This is a genomic window from Streptomyces olivaceus (assembly GCF_000721235.1).
Classification (GTDB): domain Bacteria; phylum Actinomycetota; class Actinomycetes; order Streptomycetales; family Streptomycetaceae; genus Streptomyces; species Streptomyces olivaceus.
In genome coordinates, this window is the sequence record NZ_JOFH01000015.1 from 87,284 (window position 1) to 103,979 (window position 16,696).

A 16,696-nucleotide genomic window follows, 5' to 3' on the forward strand; every position below is an offset into this window, starting at 1 on the left:
CTCAATGCGTGCTTGCGGTACGGCGCTGGACCAGCACGGCGGCGACGATGATCGCGCCCTTGGCGATCTGCTGGACGTCGCTCTGCAGGTTGTTCAGGGCGAAGATGTTGGTGATCGTGGTGAAGATCAGGACGCCGAGCACGGAGCCGACGATGGTGCCGCGCCCGCCGCTCAGGAGCGTGCCGCCGATGATCGCGGCGGCGATGGCGTCGAGTTCGTAGAGGTTGCCGTTGGTGTTCTGGCCGGAGCCGGCCAGGACGATCAGGAGGAAGGCGGCGATGCCGCAGCACAGGCCGGACAGCAGGTAGAGGTAGAGGCGCTGGCGGCGGACGTCGATGCCGGCCAGCCGGGCGGCCTCGGGGTTGCCGCCGACGGCGACGGTGCGGCGGCCGAAGGTGGTGCGGTTGAGCACCAGCCAGCCGATGACGGTGACGGCCGCGAAGACCAGCACCAGCGGCGGGATGCCCAGCACGTAGGAGTCGCGCTCGCCGAGGTCCAGCACGCTGGAGACCGTGACGACCTGGGTCTGTCCGTCGGTGATCTGCAGCGCCAGGCCGCGGGCCGAGGCCAGCATGGCGAGGGTGGCGATGAACGGGACCATCGCGCCGTACGCGATGAGCACGCCGTTGACCAGGCCGCAGCCCACACCCACGACGACCGCGGTGAACAGGATGCCGAGGAACCCGTACTCCTGGGTGGCGACGGTGGTCGCCCAGACCGAGGACAGGGCCACGATGGCGCCCACCGACAGGTCGATGCCCCCGGACATGATCACGAAGGTCACGCCGACGGTGACGACGCCGATGACGGACGCCTGGGTGAGCACCAGCTGGAGGTTGCGGGTGTCGAGGAACGCGTCGGGCTGGGTGATGCCGCCGATGAGGACCAGTACGGCGAGCACGCCGAGCAGGGAGAGGGTGCGGACGTCGGCGCGGGCCGTCAGGGTCCGCCAGGCGGGCGGCGGCCCGTCCACCGGTGCCGCCTTGCCGGTGCCGTCCCGCGGCGGGGACACGTGCTGCGTCATGACGCCGGGCTTCCTTCCATCACGAGGTCGAGTACGCGGTGTTCGTCGAGTTCGCGGGCGGGGGCCTCGTGCACGACGCTCCCCTCCCGCAGCACCAGGACGCGGTCGGCGAGGCCCAGTACCTCGGGCACCTCGCTGGAGACCAGCAGGACGGCGAGGCCCTCGTCGGCGAGGCGCCGGATGACGGCGTACAGCTCGGCGCGGGCGCCCACGTCGACGCCGCGGGTGGGTTCGTCGAGCAGCAGCACCCGGCAGCCGCGCAGCAGCCAGCGGGCGAGGACCGCCTTCTGCTGGTTGCCGCCGGACAGGGTCCGCACCGGCACCGACGGGTTGTCGGGCCGCAGGGACAGCTCGCGGGTGGCCGCGCGGGCGGCGGAGAGTTCGGCGCCCTGGTCCATCCAGCCGCCGCGCGAGAAGCGGGACATGGCGGAGACGGACACGTTGCGGGTGACGGACTCCAGCATCAGCAGGGCCTGCGCCTTGCGTTCCTCGGGGGCGAGTCCGAGGCCGGCGCGCACCGCGGCGCGCACGCTGCCCGGCCTGAGCGGGCGTCCGTCGACGAGGACCTGTCCGGCGCTGGGCTTGCGGGCGCCGTAGACGGTCTCCAGGATCTCGGAGCGGCCGGAGCCGACGAGTCCGGCGAGACCGACGATCTCGCCGGGGCGGACCTCCAGGTCGAGCGGCTCGAACTCCCCCTGCCGGGCCAGCCCCTTGACGCTCAGGACGGGCTCGGCCGCCGGGGGACCGGCCGGCCGCTCCGGGAAGACGTACGCGACGTTGCGGCCCGTCATCAGCGCCACCACCTCGCTGGTCGGCGTCGACTCGGCGGGCAGTCCGCCGGCGACGGCCCGGCCGTCCTTGAGGACGGTGACCCGGTCGCCGATGCGGCGGATCTCCTCCAGGCGGTGCGAGATGTAGACGACGGCGACGCCCTCGGCGGTGAGGTCGGCGACGATGCGGAAGAGGTTGTCGACCTCGTCGGGGTCGAGCGCGGCGGACGGCTCGTCCATCACGATCAGCCGTACGTCGTGCGAGAGCGCCCGCGCCATGGAGACGATCTGCTGCTGCGCCGCCGACAGGTCGCCGACCAGCCGTCCGGGATCGACCTCCGGGTGGCCGAGCCGCTTGAGCAGCTGGGCCGTCGACGCCTTGGCCGCCCTTCCCCGTACGACGAAGCCGGCGGAGGTGGGTTCGTGGCCGAGGTGGACGTTCTCGGCGACCGACAGGTGTTCCACCAGGTCGAGTTCCTGATAGATCGTGGCGATGCCGAGGCGCATGGCGGCGATGGGCGAGCGCAGGGTGACGTCCTCGCCGCGCCAGCTGATGGTGCCGGTGTCGGGCTGGTGGGCGCCGGCCAGCACCTTGATGAGGGTGGACTTCCCGGCGCCGTTCTGGCCGAGCAGGCAGTGCACCTCGCCGGCCTGGACGTCGAGGTCGACGCCGTCCAGGGCCCGGACGCCGGGGAACGACTTGGTGATGCCGGACATGCTGAGCAGCGGTGGTTCTGGTGCCATGTGAGGTCCCCTCGGCGGGCGTGCGGGCCGGTGTCAGGGCAGAGCAGAGCAGGGCAGGGGTGAGCTGGGCAGGCAGAGTGGAGCAGGACAGGGCTGAGCGCTGTGCTGGTGGGACCCGGCGTCCGGGCCGTGGGGTCCGGGGCCGGTGGTGCCTACGCGGGGTGGTGCTTGCGCGGGGTGGTGCCTGCGCGTAGTGGTGCTTGCGCGGGGTGGTGCCTACGCGGGTGAGAACAGGTGGTCGCTGATGAGCCGGGCCGCGCCGATGACTCCGGCGGTGGGTCCCAGCTCCCCGAGGACGATGGGCAGGTTGCCGGTCGCCAGGGGCAGCGACTGGCGGTAGACCTGGGTGCGGATGGCGGCGAGCAGGTTGTGGCCGAGGCCGGTCACCCCGCCGCCGATCACCACCAGGCCCGGGTTGAAGAAGCTGACCAGGCCCGCGATGACCTGGCCGGTGCTGCGGCCGCCCTCGCGGATCAGGTCGAGCGCGGTGGCGTCGCCCGCGGCGGCCGCGGCGGCGACGTCGGCGGCGCTCAGGCCCCCGTTCGCCTCCAGCCGGTTGGCCAGCTCGGCCGATCGGCCGTCCTCGGCGGCCTCCGCGGCGTCGCGCGCCAGGGCCGCGCCGCTGAAGTGGGCTTCGAGGCAGCCCCGGTTGCCGCAGGCGCACTGGCGGCCCTCGGGCACGGCCTGGATGTGCCCGATGTCGCCCGCGCTGCCCGTGGTCCCCCGGTACACGTCACCGCCGACGACGATGCCGCAGCCGATGCCGGTACCGATCTTGACGACGAGGAAGTCGTGCACGGTGCGGGCGACGCCCGCGTGCTGCTCCCCCAGCGCCATCAGGTTCACGTCGTTGTCGACCATGACCGGGCACCCGAGTTCCTGGCTGAGCGCCTCCCGTACGGGGAAGCCGTCCCAGCCCGGCATGATCGGCGGAGCCACCGGCACACCCTCGGGGAAGCGGACGGGCCCCGGGACGCCGATGCCGGCGCCGTCGAAGCCTTCCGCGAGCCCCGAGGCACGCAGCTTGGCGGTCATGGACAGCACCTGCTCGAAGACCGCGACGGGCCCCTCGCGCACGTCCATGGGCTGATTGATGTGCCCGAGGATCTCCAGCTCGGCGTTGGTGACCGCGACGTCGACCGAGGTCGCGCCGATGTCGACGCCGAGGAAGCGCAGTTCCGGGTTGAGGCGCACGTTGTGGCTGCGGCGCCCGCCGCGCGAGGCGGCGAGTCCGTCGGCCACGACGAGCCCGGTCTCCAGGAGCCGGTCCACCTCGACGGCCAGCTTCGACCGCGAGAGGTCTACCTGGTCGCCCAGCTGGGCCCGGGAGTTGGGCCCACCGTCGCGCAACAGCTGGAGCAGTCGCGCCTGGTGGGCGTTCGCGGGTCGTGCGGTCATGCGTCTCACGAGCCCCTCCCCGCCTCGATCGGCCGTTGAAGTCCGCCGGTTTCCGGCCACGTGACCCGGTCACGTCCGTGACGTGCTCCCGTGACCTGATCCCGTGGCTTGCTTTCGGAGGGAACGTAGCAGTGGGCGCCGGGTGTGGGAAGAAGTTGCGCACGAATTACTGCCAACTTTCTCCACTCAGTGGACAAAGAGGGGTGCGGCGCCGCCCGTCCCCGGACGCGGCGAGGCCGCCAGGCGCGATCGCCCGACGGCCTCGGAACAGGCTCTGACCTTACGTTTCCTCTCGCGGCGCCGCTCCCCGCGGGCTCTCCTGGGGCGGCGTCCCGCGCTGCGACGCGTCTCCGCGCGCGTGATAGGAGCGCCTGGTGTGCTCCGTGTGCTCGCGCATCAGCCGGGTCGCGGTCTGCTCGTCGCGGTCGGAGACGGCGGCGATCAGTCCCCGGTGCTCGATCCAGGACTGCCGGCCGCGCTGCCGGGCGATCGGCGTGTAGTACCAGCGCACCCGGCGGTCGACCTGGGCGGCGAGTTCGGCCAGGACGGAGTTGCCGGCCAGCTCCATGATCTTCGCGTGGAAGCGGGCGTTGACGGCGACCGCGGCGTCCACGTCGTCGTCGGCGACCGCCCGCTCGCCCTCCTCGCAGAGCTTCTCCAGGTCGGCCACGCCCGCACTGGAGGCGTTGGCGGCGGCGAGCCGGGCCGCCTCGGCCTCCAGGAGCGTACGGACGGTCAGGAGCTGGTCGGCCTCGGCCTCCGTCGGCTCGTGCACGAACGCGCCCTGCGCGGGACGCAGGTCGACCCAGCCCTCGGTGTTGAGCCGCTGCAGGGCCTCGCGCACCGGCTGCCTCGACACCCCGAGGTGACCGGCGAGTTCGCTCTCGACCAAGTGCTGGCCGGGCTGCAGGGCCCGCGTCGTGATGAGTTCGAGCAGGGCCTCGTACACCCGGTCCCGCAGCGGTCCCGGGCGTTCGAGCCTGGGCACCGCGCCCTGCGGCAGTCCTGCGGACAACATCGGTCCCCCTCGAAAGCCGGCACAACCCGTACGCGCAGTATCGATTGTCTTTCGTCTACAGTCTACGGCGCGCAGGGTCCGGCGCCCCGGGTGTAGGCGACGTCACACCGCGGGCCGGGCGGGGTCGTTCGGGGCCGGGTTCAGGGGCAGCGGACGACCTGGCCGGCGTAGGAGAGGTTGCCGCCGAAGCCGAAGAGCAGGGCCGGGTCGCCGGTGGTGAGCTCGCCCCGCTCCACGAGCTTGGACAGGGCGAGCGGGATGCTGGCCGCCGAGGTGTTGCCGGACTCGACCACGTCGCGGGCGACGACGGCGTTCACGGCGCCGATCTTCGCGGCGAGGGGTTCGATGATGCGCAGGTTGGCCTGGTGCAGGACGACCGCCGCGAGGTCGGCCGGCTGCAGTCCGGCCCGCTCGCAGGCCTGCCGGGCGATGGCGGGCAGCCGGGTGGTGGCCCAGCGGTAGACGCTCTGGCCCTCCTGGGCGAACCTCGGGGGCGTGCCCTCGATGCGGACCGCGTTGCCCATCTCGGGCACCGACCCCCACAGCACGGGGCCGATCCCCGCCTCCTCCTCCGGTGCGCAGGCCTCCACCACGGCGGCCCCCGCCCCGTCGCCGACCAGGACGCAGGTGGTGCGGTCGGTCCAGTCGGTCACCTCGGACATCTTGTCCGCGCCGATGACCAGCGCGCGGGTGGCCGAGCCGGCCCGTACCGCGTGGTCGGCGGTGGCCAGGGCGTGGGTGAAGCCGGCGCAGACGACGTTGAGGTCCAGCGCGGCGGGGCCGGGGATGCCGAGGCGGGCCGCGACGCGGGCGGCGGTGTTCGGGGAGCGGTCGATCGCGGTGGAGGTGGCGACCACGACCATGTCCACGTCGGCGGGGGTGAGTCCGGCCGACGCGAGCGCCTTGGCGGCGGCGTGGCCGGCCAGCTCGTCGACCGGCTCGTCGGGGCCGGCGATCCGGCGCGACCGGATGCCCACCCGGCTCCTGATCCACTCGTCGCTGGTGTCGACCATGGCCGTCAGGTCCTCGTTGGTGAGGACGCGGGCGGGCTGGTAGTGGCCGACGGCGGTGATGCGGGAGCCGTGGTGCATGGTGGAGTCCTCGCTGCCTCGGGGTACGGGATCCACCAGTGTGTTCAGTGACCGACGGGTACGACGGCAGGTGATGTGACAGGAAACGGGCGTGCGGCTTGTCGGCTTCGGTCAGCATCCTTCGGCGCCACCGGCACACCCGTTCCCCTGCTCCCTCACGGGTGACCAGCCGGTCACCCGGTGAACGACCGATCACCCGACGGGCAACCGGTCACCGGAGCAACAGGGCTCACCCGGCGACCGGCCGGTCACCCCGTGAACAGCTGGGTCGCCTTCCGGACGAGTTCGTACAGCCCGTAGGCGAGCGGTGCGCCCACCCAGAGCCAGGTGAAGGCGATCAGCGGCCGCCGGTCGGGGGTGTCAGGCGGACTCTGGCTGCTGTCGGACGACATCGGTGCCCTCCTTCGGTGCCTGGACGGCGGGTTCGTGGTGGCGGGCGGCGACGGGCCGGACGAGTTCGTTGGCGACGAAGCCGACGACCAGCAGCCCGATCATGATGAGGAACGACGTGCCGTAGAGGTCCGCGCCGTGGTGTCCGGCCTCCTCCTGCCGGTCGGCGATCCAGTTCACGATCAGCGGTCCGAGGACGCCGGCCGTGGACCAGGCGGTGAGCAGCCGCCCGTGGATGGCGCCGACCTGGTAGGTGCCGAAGAGGTCCTTCAGATAGGCGGGAATGGTGGCGAAGCCGCCGCCGTAGAAGGAGAGGACGACCAGCGCGCACAGCACGAACAGCGGCTTGGACGCGTCCCCGAAGAGGGCGATCAGCGTGTACATCAGCGCGCCGACGCCGAGGTAGACGCGGTAGATGTTCTTGCGTCCGATCAGGTCGGAGGCCGAGGACCAGCCGAGCCGGCCGGCCATGTTGGCCGCCGACAGCAGGGCGACGAAGCCCGCGGCGGCGGTCACCGACACCGGCGTGGAGCTGTCCGCGAAGAAGTCCGTGATCATCGGCGCGGCCTTCTCCAGGATGCCGATGCCGGCCGTCACGTTCATGCAGAGCACGATCCACAGCAGCCAGAACTGCGGGGTGCGCAGGGCGCTGCGCGCCGAGACCTGCACGCCCTCCAGCGGGGCCGGCGCGCCGTCCGCCCCCTTCTTCGGCCGGGGCACCCGCACCAGCAGCACGCCCATCAGCATGAAGACGGCGTAGGTCAGGCCGTGGACGAGGAAGGCGAGGGCGATCCCGGAGCTGTCGGTGCCGAAGGAGTCCAGCATCTGCGCCGACCAGGGCGAGGCGATCAGGGCGCCGCCGCCGAAGCCCATGATGGCGATGCCGGTGGCCATGCCCGGCCGGTCCGGGAACCACTTCATCAGTGTCGACACCGGCGAGATGTAGCCGATGCCGAGCCCGATCCCGCCGACGAAGCCGTAGCCGAAGACAATCAGCCAGTACTGCTCCACGGCGGCGCCGAGCGCGGAGAGCAGGAAGCCGGACGAGAAGCAGATCAGGGCGACGGTCATCGCCCAGCGCGGCCCGTGCCGTTCGACGAGCGTGCCGCCGAAGGCGGCCGAGAGCCCGAGCATGACGATGCCGAGCTGGAAGGGCAGGGCGCTCTGCGTGCCGCTGAGGCCGAGCGCGGACTCCAGCGGCGGTTTGAACACGGACCAGGCGTAGGCCTGGCCGATGGAGAGGTGGACCGAGAGGGCTGCCGGGGGAACGAGCCAGCGGCTCCAGCCCGGAGGTGCGACGGGGGGGCTCATGGGTCCCCAACCGTATGGACTGGAAATGCTCTTGAAAAGACTGTTGAGCTCACAACCACTCGTGTCGCACAGAGGCTTGCTGTTAGTAACCTACATACTGTAGACAATATTTCGTCGACATCATCGGCTCACTCTCGGAAGCTCCCCGGACCGCCGGTCGGAGGCTTCCCGGTTCCTCGGTATCCCTCGACCGAACGGAGCTCCCGCCATGAAAGTCGCAGTTCTCGGCGCCGGGGCGATCGGCGCCTACGTCGGCGCCGCGCTCCACCGTGCGGGCGCCGACGTGCATCTCATCGCCCGCGGACCCCATCTGGCGGCCATGCGGCAGTTCGGCGTCCGGGTACGCAGCCCGCGCGGCGACTTCACCGCGCATCCGCGTACCACCGACGATCCGGCCGAAGTCGGCCCGTCCGACTACGTGTTCCTCGGCCTGAAGGCACACGCGTACGCGGCGTGCGGGCCGCTGATCGCGCCACTCCTGCACGGCTCCACGGCGGTCGTGGCCGCCCAGAACGGCATCCCCTGGTGGTACTTCCACCGGCACGGCGGACCCCACGACGGGCGCCGCCTCGACAGTGTGGACCCGGACGGCGCGGTCAGTGCGGTGCTCGCGCCCGAACGGGCCGTCGGCTGCGTGGTCTACGCGGCCACCGAACTCGAACAGCCCGGCGTCGTACGGCATGTGGAGGGCACCAGGTTCTCCGTCGGCGAGCCCGGCCGGGAGGTCTCGGCACGGTGCCTGGCGTTCAGCGAGGCGATGCGCGCGGGCGGCCTGAAGTGCCCGGTCGAGCCCGACCTGCGCGCCGACATCTGGCTGAAGCTGCTGGGCAACATCTCCTTCAACCCGATCAGCGCCCTGGCCCGCGCCACCATGCGCCAGATGTGCCTGCACGGCGGCACGCGGGAGGTCATCGCGATGATGATGACCGAGACGCTGTCCGTCGCCCGGGCCCTCGGCTGCGAGGTCGGCGTCTCCGTCGAACGCCGGCTCGCGGGCGCCGAGAAGGTCGGCGACCACCGCACCTCCACGCTGCAGGACCTGGAGCGCGGCAAGCCGCTCGAACTCGACGTGCTGCTCGCGGCGGTCGTCGAACTGGCCGGGATCACCGGGGTCCCGGTCCCCACCCTGCGCACCGTGCACGCCCTGTCGGACCTGCTCGCCCTGAGGAGCGCCGCATGAGGAAACGCGACCGGAGTCCCAAGACCTACACCCGCCTCACCCATCCCCTGGTGCGGGACGCGCGGGACGAACCCTTCCGCCGGGCCACCTGGGAGGAGGCCCTGGACCGCACCGCCCGGGGCCTGGCTGCGGCACGCGGCGCCTTCGGGATGTTCTCCTGCGCCCGCGCGACCAACGAGATGAACTACGTGGCGCAGAAGTTCGCCCGGGTGGTCATGGGCACCCACAACGTCGACTCCTGCAACCGCACCTGCCACGCGCCCAGCGTCGCGGGCCTGTCGGCCGCCTTCGGCTCGGGCGGCGGCACCTCCTCCTACGAGGAGATCGAGCACACCGACACCATCGTGATGTGGGGCTCCAACGCCCGCTTCGCCCACCCGATCTTCTTCCAGCACGTGCTGAAGGGCCTCCACAACGGCGCCCGCATGTACGTCGTCGACCCGCGCCGCACCTCCACCGCCGAGTGGGCGGAGAGCTGGCTCGGCCTGAACGTCGGCACCGACATCGCGCTGGCCCACGCGGTCGGCCGGGAGATCATCCACGCGGGCCTGGCCAACGAGGCGTTCATCGAGCGGGCCACCACCGGCTACGAGGAGTACCGGGCGCTCGTCGAGCCGTGGACCCTCTCCCTCGCCGAGAAGGTGACGGGCGTACCCGCCGCCGCCGTCCGCGAGTTGGCCCACGCCTACGCCCGGGCCGAGCGCGCCCAGCTGTGCTGGACCCTCGGCATCACCGAGCACCACAACGGCACCGACAACGTCCGCGCCCTGATCAACCTCTCCCTGCTCACCGGCCACGTCGGCCGCTACGGCTCCGGGCTGCAGCCCCTGCGCGGCCAGAACAACGTGCAGGGCGGCGGCGACATGGGCGCGATCCCCAACCGCCTCCCGGGTTTCCAGGACGTGCTCGACCCGGAGGTCCGCCGGAAGTTCGAGACGGTGTGGGACACGGTGGTCGAGCCGCGCCACGGCCTGACCCTGACGGAGATGTTCGAGGCAATGGACGAGGGCACACTTCGCGCCGTGTACTGCATCGGCGAGAACCCGGCCCAGTCGGAGGCGGACGCCGACCAGGCGGTACGCCGCCTGCGCGCCCTGGACTTCCTGGTGGTCCAGGACATCTTCCTCACCAGGACCGCCGAACTCGCCGACGTGGTCCTCCCGGCGACCGCCGGCTGGGCGGAGACGGAGGGCACCACCACCAACAGCGAACGCCGCGTGCAACGCGTCCGCAGGGCCGTGACCCCGCCCGGTGAGGCGCGGGAAGACATCGACATCCTCTGCGACCTCGCATCCCGCCTGGGCCACGACTGGAAGTACGCCGACGCGGAGGCCGTCTGGAACGAACTGCGCTCCGTCTCCCCGGACCACCACGGGATGACGTACGCCCGCCTGGAGGAGCACCAGGGCATCCAGTGGCCGTGCCCGAGCACGGCGGAGCTGGAACCGACGTACCTGCACGGCCGGTTGTGGGCGCCGGACCCGTCCCGCCGCGGCCGCCCGGCCCCCTTCGGCATCGTCCGGCACGACCCGCCCGTGGACCTCACCGACGAGGAGTACCCGCTCCGGCTGACCACGGGGCGCCGCCTCGACTCCTACAACACGGGTGTGCAGAGCGGCGGTTACGCGTCCCCGCTGCGCCGCGGCGAGTCGGTCGAACTCTGCCCGGAGGACGCCGAACGCTACGGGGTGGCCGTGGGCGAGGAGGTCCGGGTCACCTCGCGGCGCGGCTCGCTCCTCGCCCCCGTGTGGGTCGACACGGCCCTGCGCCCCGGACTGGCGTTCATGAGCTTCCACTTCCCCGACGAGGTGGACACCAACCAGCTGACCATCGAGGCCAACTGCCCCATCGCCGGCACGGCGGAGTTCAAGGCCTCGGCGATCCGGATCGAGAAGGTGGGCACCGGTGGACCTGCGCTTCGGTGACGGCAAGCCGACGGACGAGGAGCGCGCCGCCGTCGACGCCCTGCTCGGCCCGCCGGAGTCCTCCTGGGCGGGCGCCGACCGCGGCGGGACGGACACCGCCGACCTCAGGTGGGCCCGCGGCGGCCGCGAGGCCCGCGACCGCCGCGACCAGCTCCTGCCGGCCCTGCACGCGCTCAACGACCGCGTCGGCTGGATCAGCGAGGGCGCCCTGGACTACGTGTGCCGCCGCCTGACCGTGCCCCCGGCCGAGGCGTACGGGGTGGCCACCTTCTACGCGATGTTCTCCGTCCGCCCCCGCCCGGCCACGGTCCTGCACGTCTGCACCGACCTGGCGTGCACGGCGGCGGGGGCGGACGAGCTGTCCGCGGCGGTGGCGGCCCGCCTGGGCCCGGAGAACGGCGTCCGGATCGAACGCTCCCCGTGCCTGGGCCTGTGCGAACGCGCCCCGGCCGCCCTGGTGATCCGAGCGGGCGAGCCGTCCTGCCCGACGCCGGAAGGCTCCCCGACCCCTCCGGCGCCCGAGGGCGCCTCAGCCCGTCCGGCGTTTGAGGACGTGGCCGTCCAGGCCGAGAGCGGGGGTCCGGGGGCGGCAGCCCCGGGGGACGGGAACGGGAAGGGGCGGCTGGGGCGACCCACCCTCCACGCGACGGCCGTATGCGCCCCCGCAACCCCCGACACCGCCGTCCACGCCGCCACGACCCCCGAATCGGCCCCCACCGAACCCGCCGCCCGCACCGCGGCCCCCCAGACCGGCAACCCCGCCCTCACTCCCACCATCCCCACCACCCCCACCACTCCTCTCATCCTCCTCCGCCGCATCGGCACCACCGACCCCACCTCGCTGGACGACTACCGTGCCCACGGCGGCTACACCGCCCTCCGCCGCGCCTTCGCCCTCGGCCCCGCCGGCGTCATCCGCGAGGTCACCGACGCCGGCCTGGTCGGCCGCGGCGGAGCCGCCTTCCCCACCGGCCGCAAGTGGCAGGCGACGTCGGCCCAGCCCGACCACCCGCACTACCTCGTCTGCAACGCCGACGAATCCGAACCGGGCACCTTCAAGGACCGCGTCCTCATGGAGGGCGACCCGTACGCCCTGGTCGAGGCGATGACGATCGCGGCGTACGCGACCGGCGCCCACCAGGGCCACCTCTACCTCCGCGGCGAGTACCCCCGCGCCCTCGCCCGCCTCACCCACGCCGTACGGCAGGCCCGCACCCGCGGCCTGCTCGGCGACGACGTCCTCGGTCAGGGCTACGCCTTCGACATCGAGATCCGGCGCGGCGCCGGGGCGTACATCTGCGGCGAGGAGACAGCCCTGTTCAACTCCATCGAGGGCCACCGCGGCGAGCCCCGCTCCAAGCCGCCGTTCCCCGTGGAGAAGGGGCTGTTCGGCAAGCCCACGGTGGAGAACAACGTGGAGACCCTGGTCAACGTCCTCCCGATCCTCACCATGGGCGCCGAGGCCTACGCCGCGATCGGCACCCCGGACTCCACCGGCCCGAAGCTGTTCTGCGTCTCCGGCACCGTGGCCCGCCCCGGCGTCTACGAACTCCCCTTCGGCGCGACGCTCGGCGAGCTGCTCGCCCTCGCCGGTGTCCGCGGCAACCTCCGCGCGGTGCTGCTCGGCGGCGCCGCCGGCGGCTTCGTCCGCCCCGACGAACTGGACATCCCGCTCACCTTCGAAGGCACCCGCGAGGCCGGGACGACCCTCGGCTCCGGCGTCGTCATGGCCTTCGACGACACCGTCCCGCTCCCCCGCCTCCTCCTGCGCATCGCCGAGTTCTTCCGCGACGAGTCCTGCGGGCAGTGCGTGCCGTGCCGGGTCGGCACCGTACGCCAGGAGGAGGCACTCCACCGGATCGTCGACCGCACGGGCACCGACGCCGCCCCCGACATCGCCCTCCTGCGCGAGGTCGGCCGCGCGATGCGGGACGCCTCGATCTGCGGTCTGGGGCAGACCGCGTGGAACGCCGTGGAATCCGCCATCGACCGTCTGGGGGCCTACCGATGACCGCGATACCGCTCGGCGTGCCGCGCCGCCTGGTGGAGTTCACCCTCGACGGCCAGGAGGCCCGGGTCCCGGAGGGCTCCATGATCCTCGACGCCTGCCGGGCGGCCGGGAAGGACGTCCCGACCCTGTGCGAGGGCGACACGCTCGCGCCGAAGAACGCCTGCCGGGTCTGCGTGGTGGACGTCGAGGGCGCCAGGACCCTCGCGCCCGCCTGCTCACGGCGGGCGGAGCCGGGCATGGTGGTGCGCACGGACACCGAGCGCGCCCGGCACAGCCGCAAGGTCGTCCTCGAACTCCTCGCCTCCTCCGTCGACCTCTCCACGACTGAGCCGGCCGCGCGGTGGATCGAGGAGTACGGGGCGGAGCCGGACCGCTTCGGCCCGGACGCGGCCCGCGTCGACGAGGAGCCGCGCGTCGACAACGACCTGTACGTCCGGGACTACGGCAAATGCATCCTCTGCTACAAGTGCGTGGACGCGTGCGGCACCCAGTGGCAGAACACCTTCGCCATCTCGGTCGCCGGCCGCGGCTTCGACGCCCGGATCGCGGTCGAGCACGACGGCCCGCTGACCGACTCGGCGTGCGTCTACTGCGGCAACTGCGTCGAGGTGTGCCCCACGGGAGCCCTGTCCTTCAAGTCGGAGTACGACATGCGGGCCGCCGGCACCTGGGACGAGGAGCGGCAGACCGAGACGACGACGGTGTGCGCGTACTGCGGAGTGGGCTGCAACCTGACGCTCCACGTGCAGGACAATGAGATCGTGAAGGTCACCTCTCCGCACGACAACCCGGTGACCCACGGCAACCTGTGCATCAAGGGCCGCTTCGGCTACCAGCACGTACAGAACCGGGACTGACCGGCACACCGACCGGCAAGACGACCGGCACAAGGGGCACGAACATGGGACGAGTAACCGAACGACGCAAGGTGATCCGGGTACGGGACGGTGCCGTGTCCGCGCGGCCGGACACGCTCGTCGCCGAGGAACCGCTGGAGATCCGGCTGAACGGCAAGCCGCTCGCCATCACCATGCGCACGCCCGGCGACGACTTCGCGCTGGCGGCCGGCTTCCTGGTCAGCGAGGGCGTGCTCACCGAGCAGGCCGACCTGCAGAACATCGTGTACTGCGCGGGCGCCACGGTCGACGGCTCCAACACGTACAACGTGGTCGACGTGCGGACCACGCCCGGCGTGCGGATCCCGGACATCACCCTGGAACGGAACGTCTACACCACCTCGTCCTGCGGCCTGTGCGGCAAGGCGAGCCTGGACGCGGTGCGTACGACGGCCCGCTGGCCCATCGCCGACACTCCCCCGGTCCGCGTCACCCCGGAGCTGCTGGCGGACCTCCCCGACCGGCTGCGCGCCTCCCAGCGGGTCTTCGACCGCACCGGCGGACTGCACGCGGCGGCGCTGTTCACCGAGGACGGCGAGCTGGTGGACGTACGGGAGGACGTGGGCCGGCACAACGCGGTCGACAAACTGGTCGGCCGCGCCCTGCAGAACGGGGACCTGCCGCTGTCGCGCTCCGTGCTGCTGGTGTCGGGCCGGGCCTCCTTCGAGCTGGCGCAGAAGGCCGTGATGGCGGGCATCCCGGTGCTGGCGGCGGTGTCGGCGCCGTCCTCGCTCGCGGTGGACCTGGCCGCCGAGACGGGCCTGACGCTGGTGGGCTTCCTGCGCGGCAGTTCCATGAACGTGTACGCGGGTGAGGACCGCGTCGCCCTGCGGGCCGCGGCCGCCCAGGGCTGACCCGCCTCCTCGCGGCACGGCGGCGGGGCCCCGGCCGGCGGGGAGCGCCCCCTGCGCCGCCGGGGCCCCGCCTCGACCACGCGGCCTTCCTCAGCGTTCGACACGCGGGTGATCACGCGAGGGATCTCCCAAGGTGCGCCAAATGTCCTGTTGATACTGATGTCCGGACGACGACCGGTTCCGACCAGCCGCCTGAAGGGCAGACCGCGCCATGCCGTCACGACCTCTCCTCGCCCACTGGCCGGCCCTCGTCTCGGCGCTCGCCCTGACGGCGTCCCCGCTCCCGGCGTACGCCCTCCCCGCGGCCCTGGCCCCGGAGATCGAGCAGCAGGTGCTCTTCGAGGCGGCCCGGGACCCGGGCGGCTACGCGTGCTTCCGCATCCCGGCGGTCGTGCGGACGGCCGACGGCACCCTGCTCGCCTTCGCCGAGGGGCGGGTGCTCGACTGCGGGGACGCCGGCGACATCGACATCGTCCTCAAGCGCTCCACCGACGGCGGACGGACCTGGGGCCCGCTCCAGGTCGTCGACGACGGCGGCGGCGACACCCACGGCAACCCGGCTCCGGTCGTCGACCGCGCCACCGGCCGCGTCCTCCTGCTGGAGACGTACAACGCGGGCCGCACGGACGCCGCGAACTGCGCGGTGCCCTGCGCCCGCACGCCCCACCTGCAGTACAGCGACGACGACGGCCGCACCTGGTCCGCGCCCCGCGACCTGGGCCCCGAGATCCGGCCGCCCGACTGGAACTCCTGGTACGCCACCGGCCCCGTGCACGGCGTCCAGCTCACCGGCGGCGCCCACCCGGGGCGCCTGGTCGTCGGCGTGAACGCGGAGAGCTGGGACGGCGGGCGCCTCACCGCCAACCACGCGGCGCTGGTGGTGAGCGACGACGGCGGCGCGCACTGGAAGGTCGGGGCCACCGACACCTGGCCCGTCGCGGCCGACGGCACCTTCCGGCAGAAGCCGTCCGAACTGACCCTCGCCGAGCGCGCCGACGGTGCCCTCCTCGTCAGTGGCCGCGAGGAGCAGGGCACCGACCTGGGCCACCGCACCCAGGCCCTCAGCCGCGACGGCGGCGACAGCTTCACCGCCCCCTTCCGGGCCCTGCCCGACCTGTACGCCCCGCAGGTGCAGGGCGCGGTGCTGCGTCTCGGCGACCGCCTGCTCCTGTCCGCCCCGGCCGACCCCGACCGGCGGCGGACGATGACGGTCCGCTCGTCCTACGACGGCGGCGCGACCTGGGAGGGCGCGGACCGCGGCGCGGTCGTCACCCGGGACTGGTCGGGCTACTCGGACCTGGTGCCGGTGGACGACGGCGGGACCGTGGGCCTGCTGTACGAGGCCGGGACGGCCGACGCCCGGGACGAGATCCGCTTCGCCCGCTTCACCGGGGACTGGCTCGGTGCGCGCCGGGCCGCCGACCCCACCACACCCGACCTCGCCCCGGGTGCCGCGCCCGCGTCGGTGCTGGGCGGCGCGTCGGCGACGGCCGGTGCGGAGGGCGGCGCGCTGGCGCTCGACGGTGCCGACGACGCCGTACGGCTGCCGCACGACGCGCGGCTGCCGCTCGGGGACGGGGAGTTCACGGCGTCGCTGCGGTTCCGGTACACCGAGGACGGCGGGGAGCAGCCGCTGCTGTGGATGGGCGGCATCGGGACCTCGCAGCCCCAGGTGTGGCTGCGGGCCGAGCCGGACCACGGCAGGGTCCAGGGGCTGATCACGGCGCGCGACGGGGCGGCGGCGCCGCGCTCGGCGTGGGTGCGCACCGACGGGGCCCTCAACGACGGAGGGTGGCACGAGGTGGCGTTGCGCCGGGGCGGGGGCCGTCTGACGCTGTTCGTGGACGGCACGGCGGTCGCGGAGGCGGCGGACGTGCCCGGGTCGGTCAGCCGCGACTCGCCGTTCGGCGTGCACATCGGCGAACGGATGGACGGCCGGGCCCGTCTCACCGGTGCCGTCGACGAGGTGCACGTGTGGAACCGGGCCCTGACCGACGAGGAGATCGCCGTCGGCCCACCGCCCTCGGGCACCGCGGACACCGTCGTGCACCTGCCCCTGGACCGGGTGGACACCTCCGGCTGAG

At 72.9% G+C, this 16,696-nt stretch carries 13 protein-coding genes; 6 read left to right on the plus strand and 7 right to left on the minus strand.

Annotation, left to right across the window (positions count from 1 at the left end):
* Window position 1: 1 nt before the first annotated feature.
* From IG94_RS0118110 to IG94_RS0118140, 7 genes are all read right to left on the minus strand, one after another.
* Window positions 2–1,024: an ABC transporter permease gene (locus IG94_RS0118110; RefSeq protein ID WP_031037419.1), complete on the minus strand. Its 1,023-nt coding sequence runs from the start codon at window positions 1,022–1,024 to the stop codon at window positions 2–4.
* Window positions 1,021–2,538, minus strand: a complete 1,518-nt coding sequence (locus IG94_RS0118115) for a sugar ABC transporter ATP-binding protein (RefSeq protein WP_031037423.1) — start codon at window positions 2,536–2,538, stop codon at window positions 1,021–1,023. Before IG94_RS0118115 ends, IG94_RS0118110 begins: the two co-directional genes overlap by 4 nt.
* 216 nt (window positions 2,539–2,754) lie before the next feature.
* Entirely contained in the window at window positions 2,755–3,936 is a 1,182-nt protein-coding gene (locus tag IG94_RS0118120; RefSeq protein WP_031037427.1) for an ROK family transcriptional regulator, read from the minus strand.
* A gap of 280 nt (window positions 3,937–4,216) precedes the next feature.
* The gene (locus tag IG94_RS0118125; RefSeq protein WP_052410734.1) at window positions 4,217–4,954 is read right to left on the minus strand and encodes a GntR family transcriptional regulator; all 738 of its coding nucleotides are present in this window, start codon (window positions 4,952–4,954) and stop codon (window positions 4,217–4,219) included.
* Window positions 4,955–5,094: 140 nt separating this feature from the next.
* Complete coding sequence (locus tag IG94_RS0118130) at window positions 5,095–6,045, minus strand: beta-ketoacyl-ACP synthase III (protein ID WP_031037434.1); 951 nt, start codon at window positions 6,043–6,045, stop codon at window positions 5,095–5,097.
* Between the two features lie 248 nt (window positions 6,046–6,293).
* Window positions 6,294–6,437, minus strand: coding sequence for an MFS transporter small subunit (locus tag IG94_RS42900; RefSeq protein WP_164711429.1), 144 nt, complete (start codon window positions 6,435–6,437; stop codon window positions 6,294–6,296).
* On the minus strand, window positions 6,406–7,746 hold the full coding sequence (locus IG94_RS0118140; protein ID WP_031037435.1) for an OFA family MFS transporter: 1,341 nt from the start codon (window positions 7,744–7,746) through the stop codon (window positions 6,406–6,408). The genes IG94_RS42900 and IG94_RS0118140 overlap by 32 nt, the downstream gene beginning before the upstream one ends.
* A gap of 208 nt (window positions 7,747–7,954) precedes the next feature.
* Between IG94_RS0118140 and IG94_RS0118145 the strand changes: the two genes are divergently transcribed.
* The 6 genes from IG94_RS0118145 to IG94_RS0118170 all read left to right on the plus strand — a co-directional run bounded on the left by IG94_RS0118145 (window position 7,955) and on the right by IG94_RS0118170 (window position 16,695).
* Window positions 7,955–8,926: a 2-dehydropantoate 2-reductase gene (locus tag IG94_RS0118145; protein ID WP_031037437.1), complete on the plus strand. Its 972-nt coding sequence runs from the start codon at window positions 7,955–7,957 to the stop codon at window positions 8,924–8,926.
* Window positions 8,923–10,851 carry a molybdopterin oxidoreductase family protein gene (locus IG94_RS0118150; protein WP_031037439.1) on the plus strand — a complete coding sequence of 643 codons (1,929 nt, stop codon included), beginning with the start codon at window positions 8,923–8,925 and terminating at the stop codon, window positions 10,849–10,851. Before IG94_RS0118145 ends, IG94_RS0118150 begins: the two co-directional genes overlap by 4 nt.
* Window positions 10,832–12,862, plus strand: coding sequence for an NAD(P)H-dependent oxidoreductase subunit E (locus IG94_RS0118155; RefSeq protein ID WP_031037441.1), 2,031 nt, complete (start codon window positions 10,832–10,834; stop codon window positions 12,860–12,862). Before IG94_RS0118150 ends, IG94_RS0118155 begins: the two co-directional genes overlap by 20 nt.
* Window positions 12,859–13,719 carry a 2Fe-2S iron-sulfur cluster-binding protein gene (locus IG94_RS0118160; RefSeq protein WP_031037444.1) on the plus strand — a complete coding sequence of 287 codons (861 nt, stop codon included), beginning with the start codon at window positions 12,859–12,861 and terminating at the stop codon, window positions 13,717–13,719. The genes IG94_RS0118155 and IG94_RS0118160 overlap by 4 nt, the downstream gene beginning before the upstream one ends.
* Window positions 13,720–13,763: 44 nt before the next feature.
* Entirely contained in the window at window positions 13,764–14,612 is an 849-nt protein-coding gene (gene fdhD / locus IG94_RS0118165; RefSeq protein ID WP_031037446.1) for a formate dehydrogenase accessory sulfurtransferase FdhD, read from the plus strand.
* A 211-nt stretch (window positions 14,613–14,823) separates the two neighbouring features.
* Entirely contained in the window at window positions 14,824–16,695 is a 1,872-nt protein-coding gene (locus IG94_RS0118170; protein WP_031037451.1) for an exo-alpha-sialidase, read from the plus strand.
* Window position 16,696 lies beyond the last annotated feature (1 nt).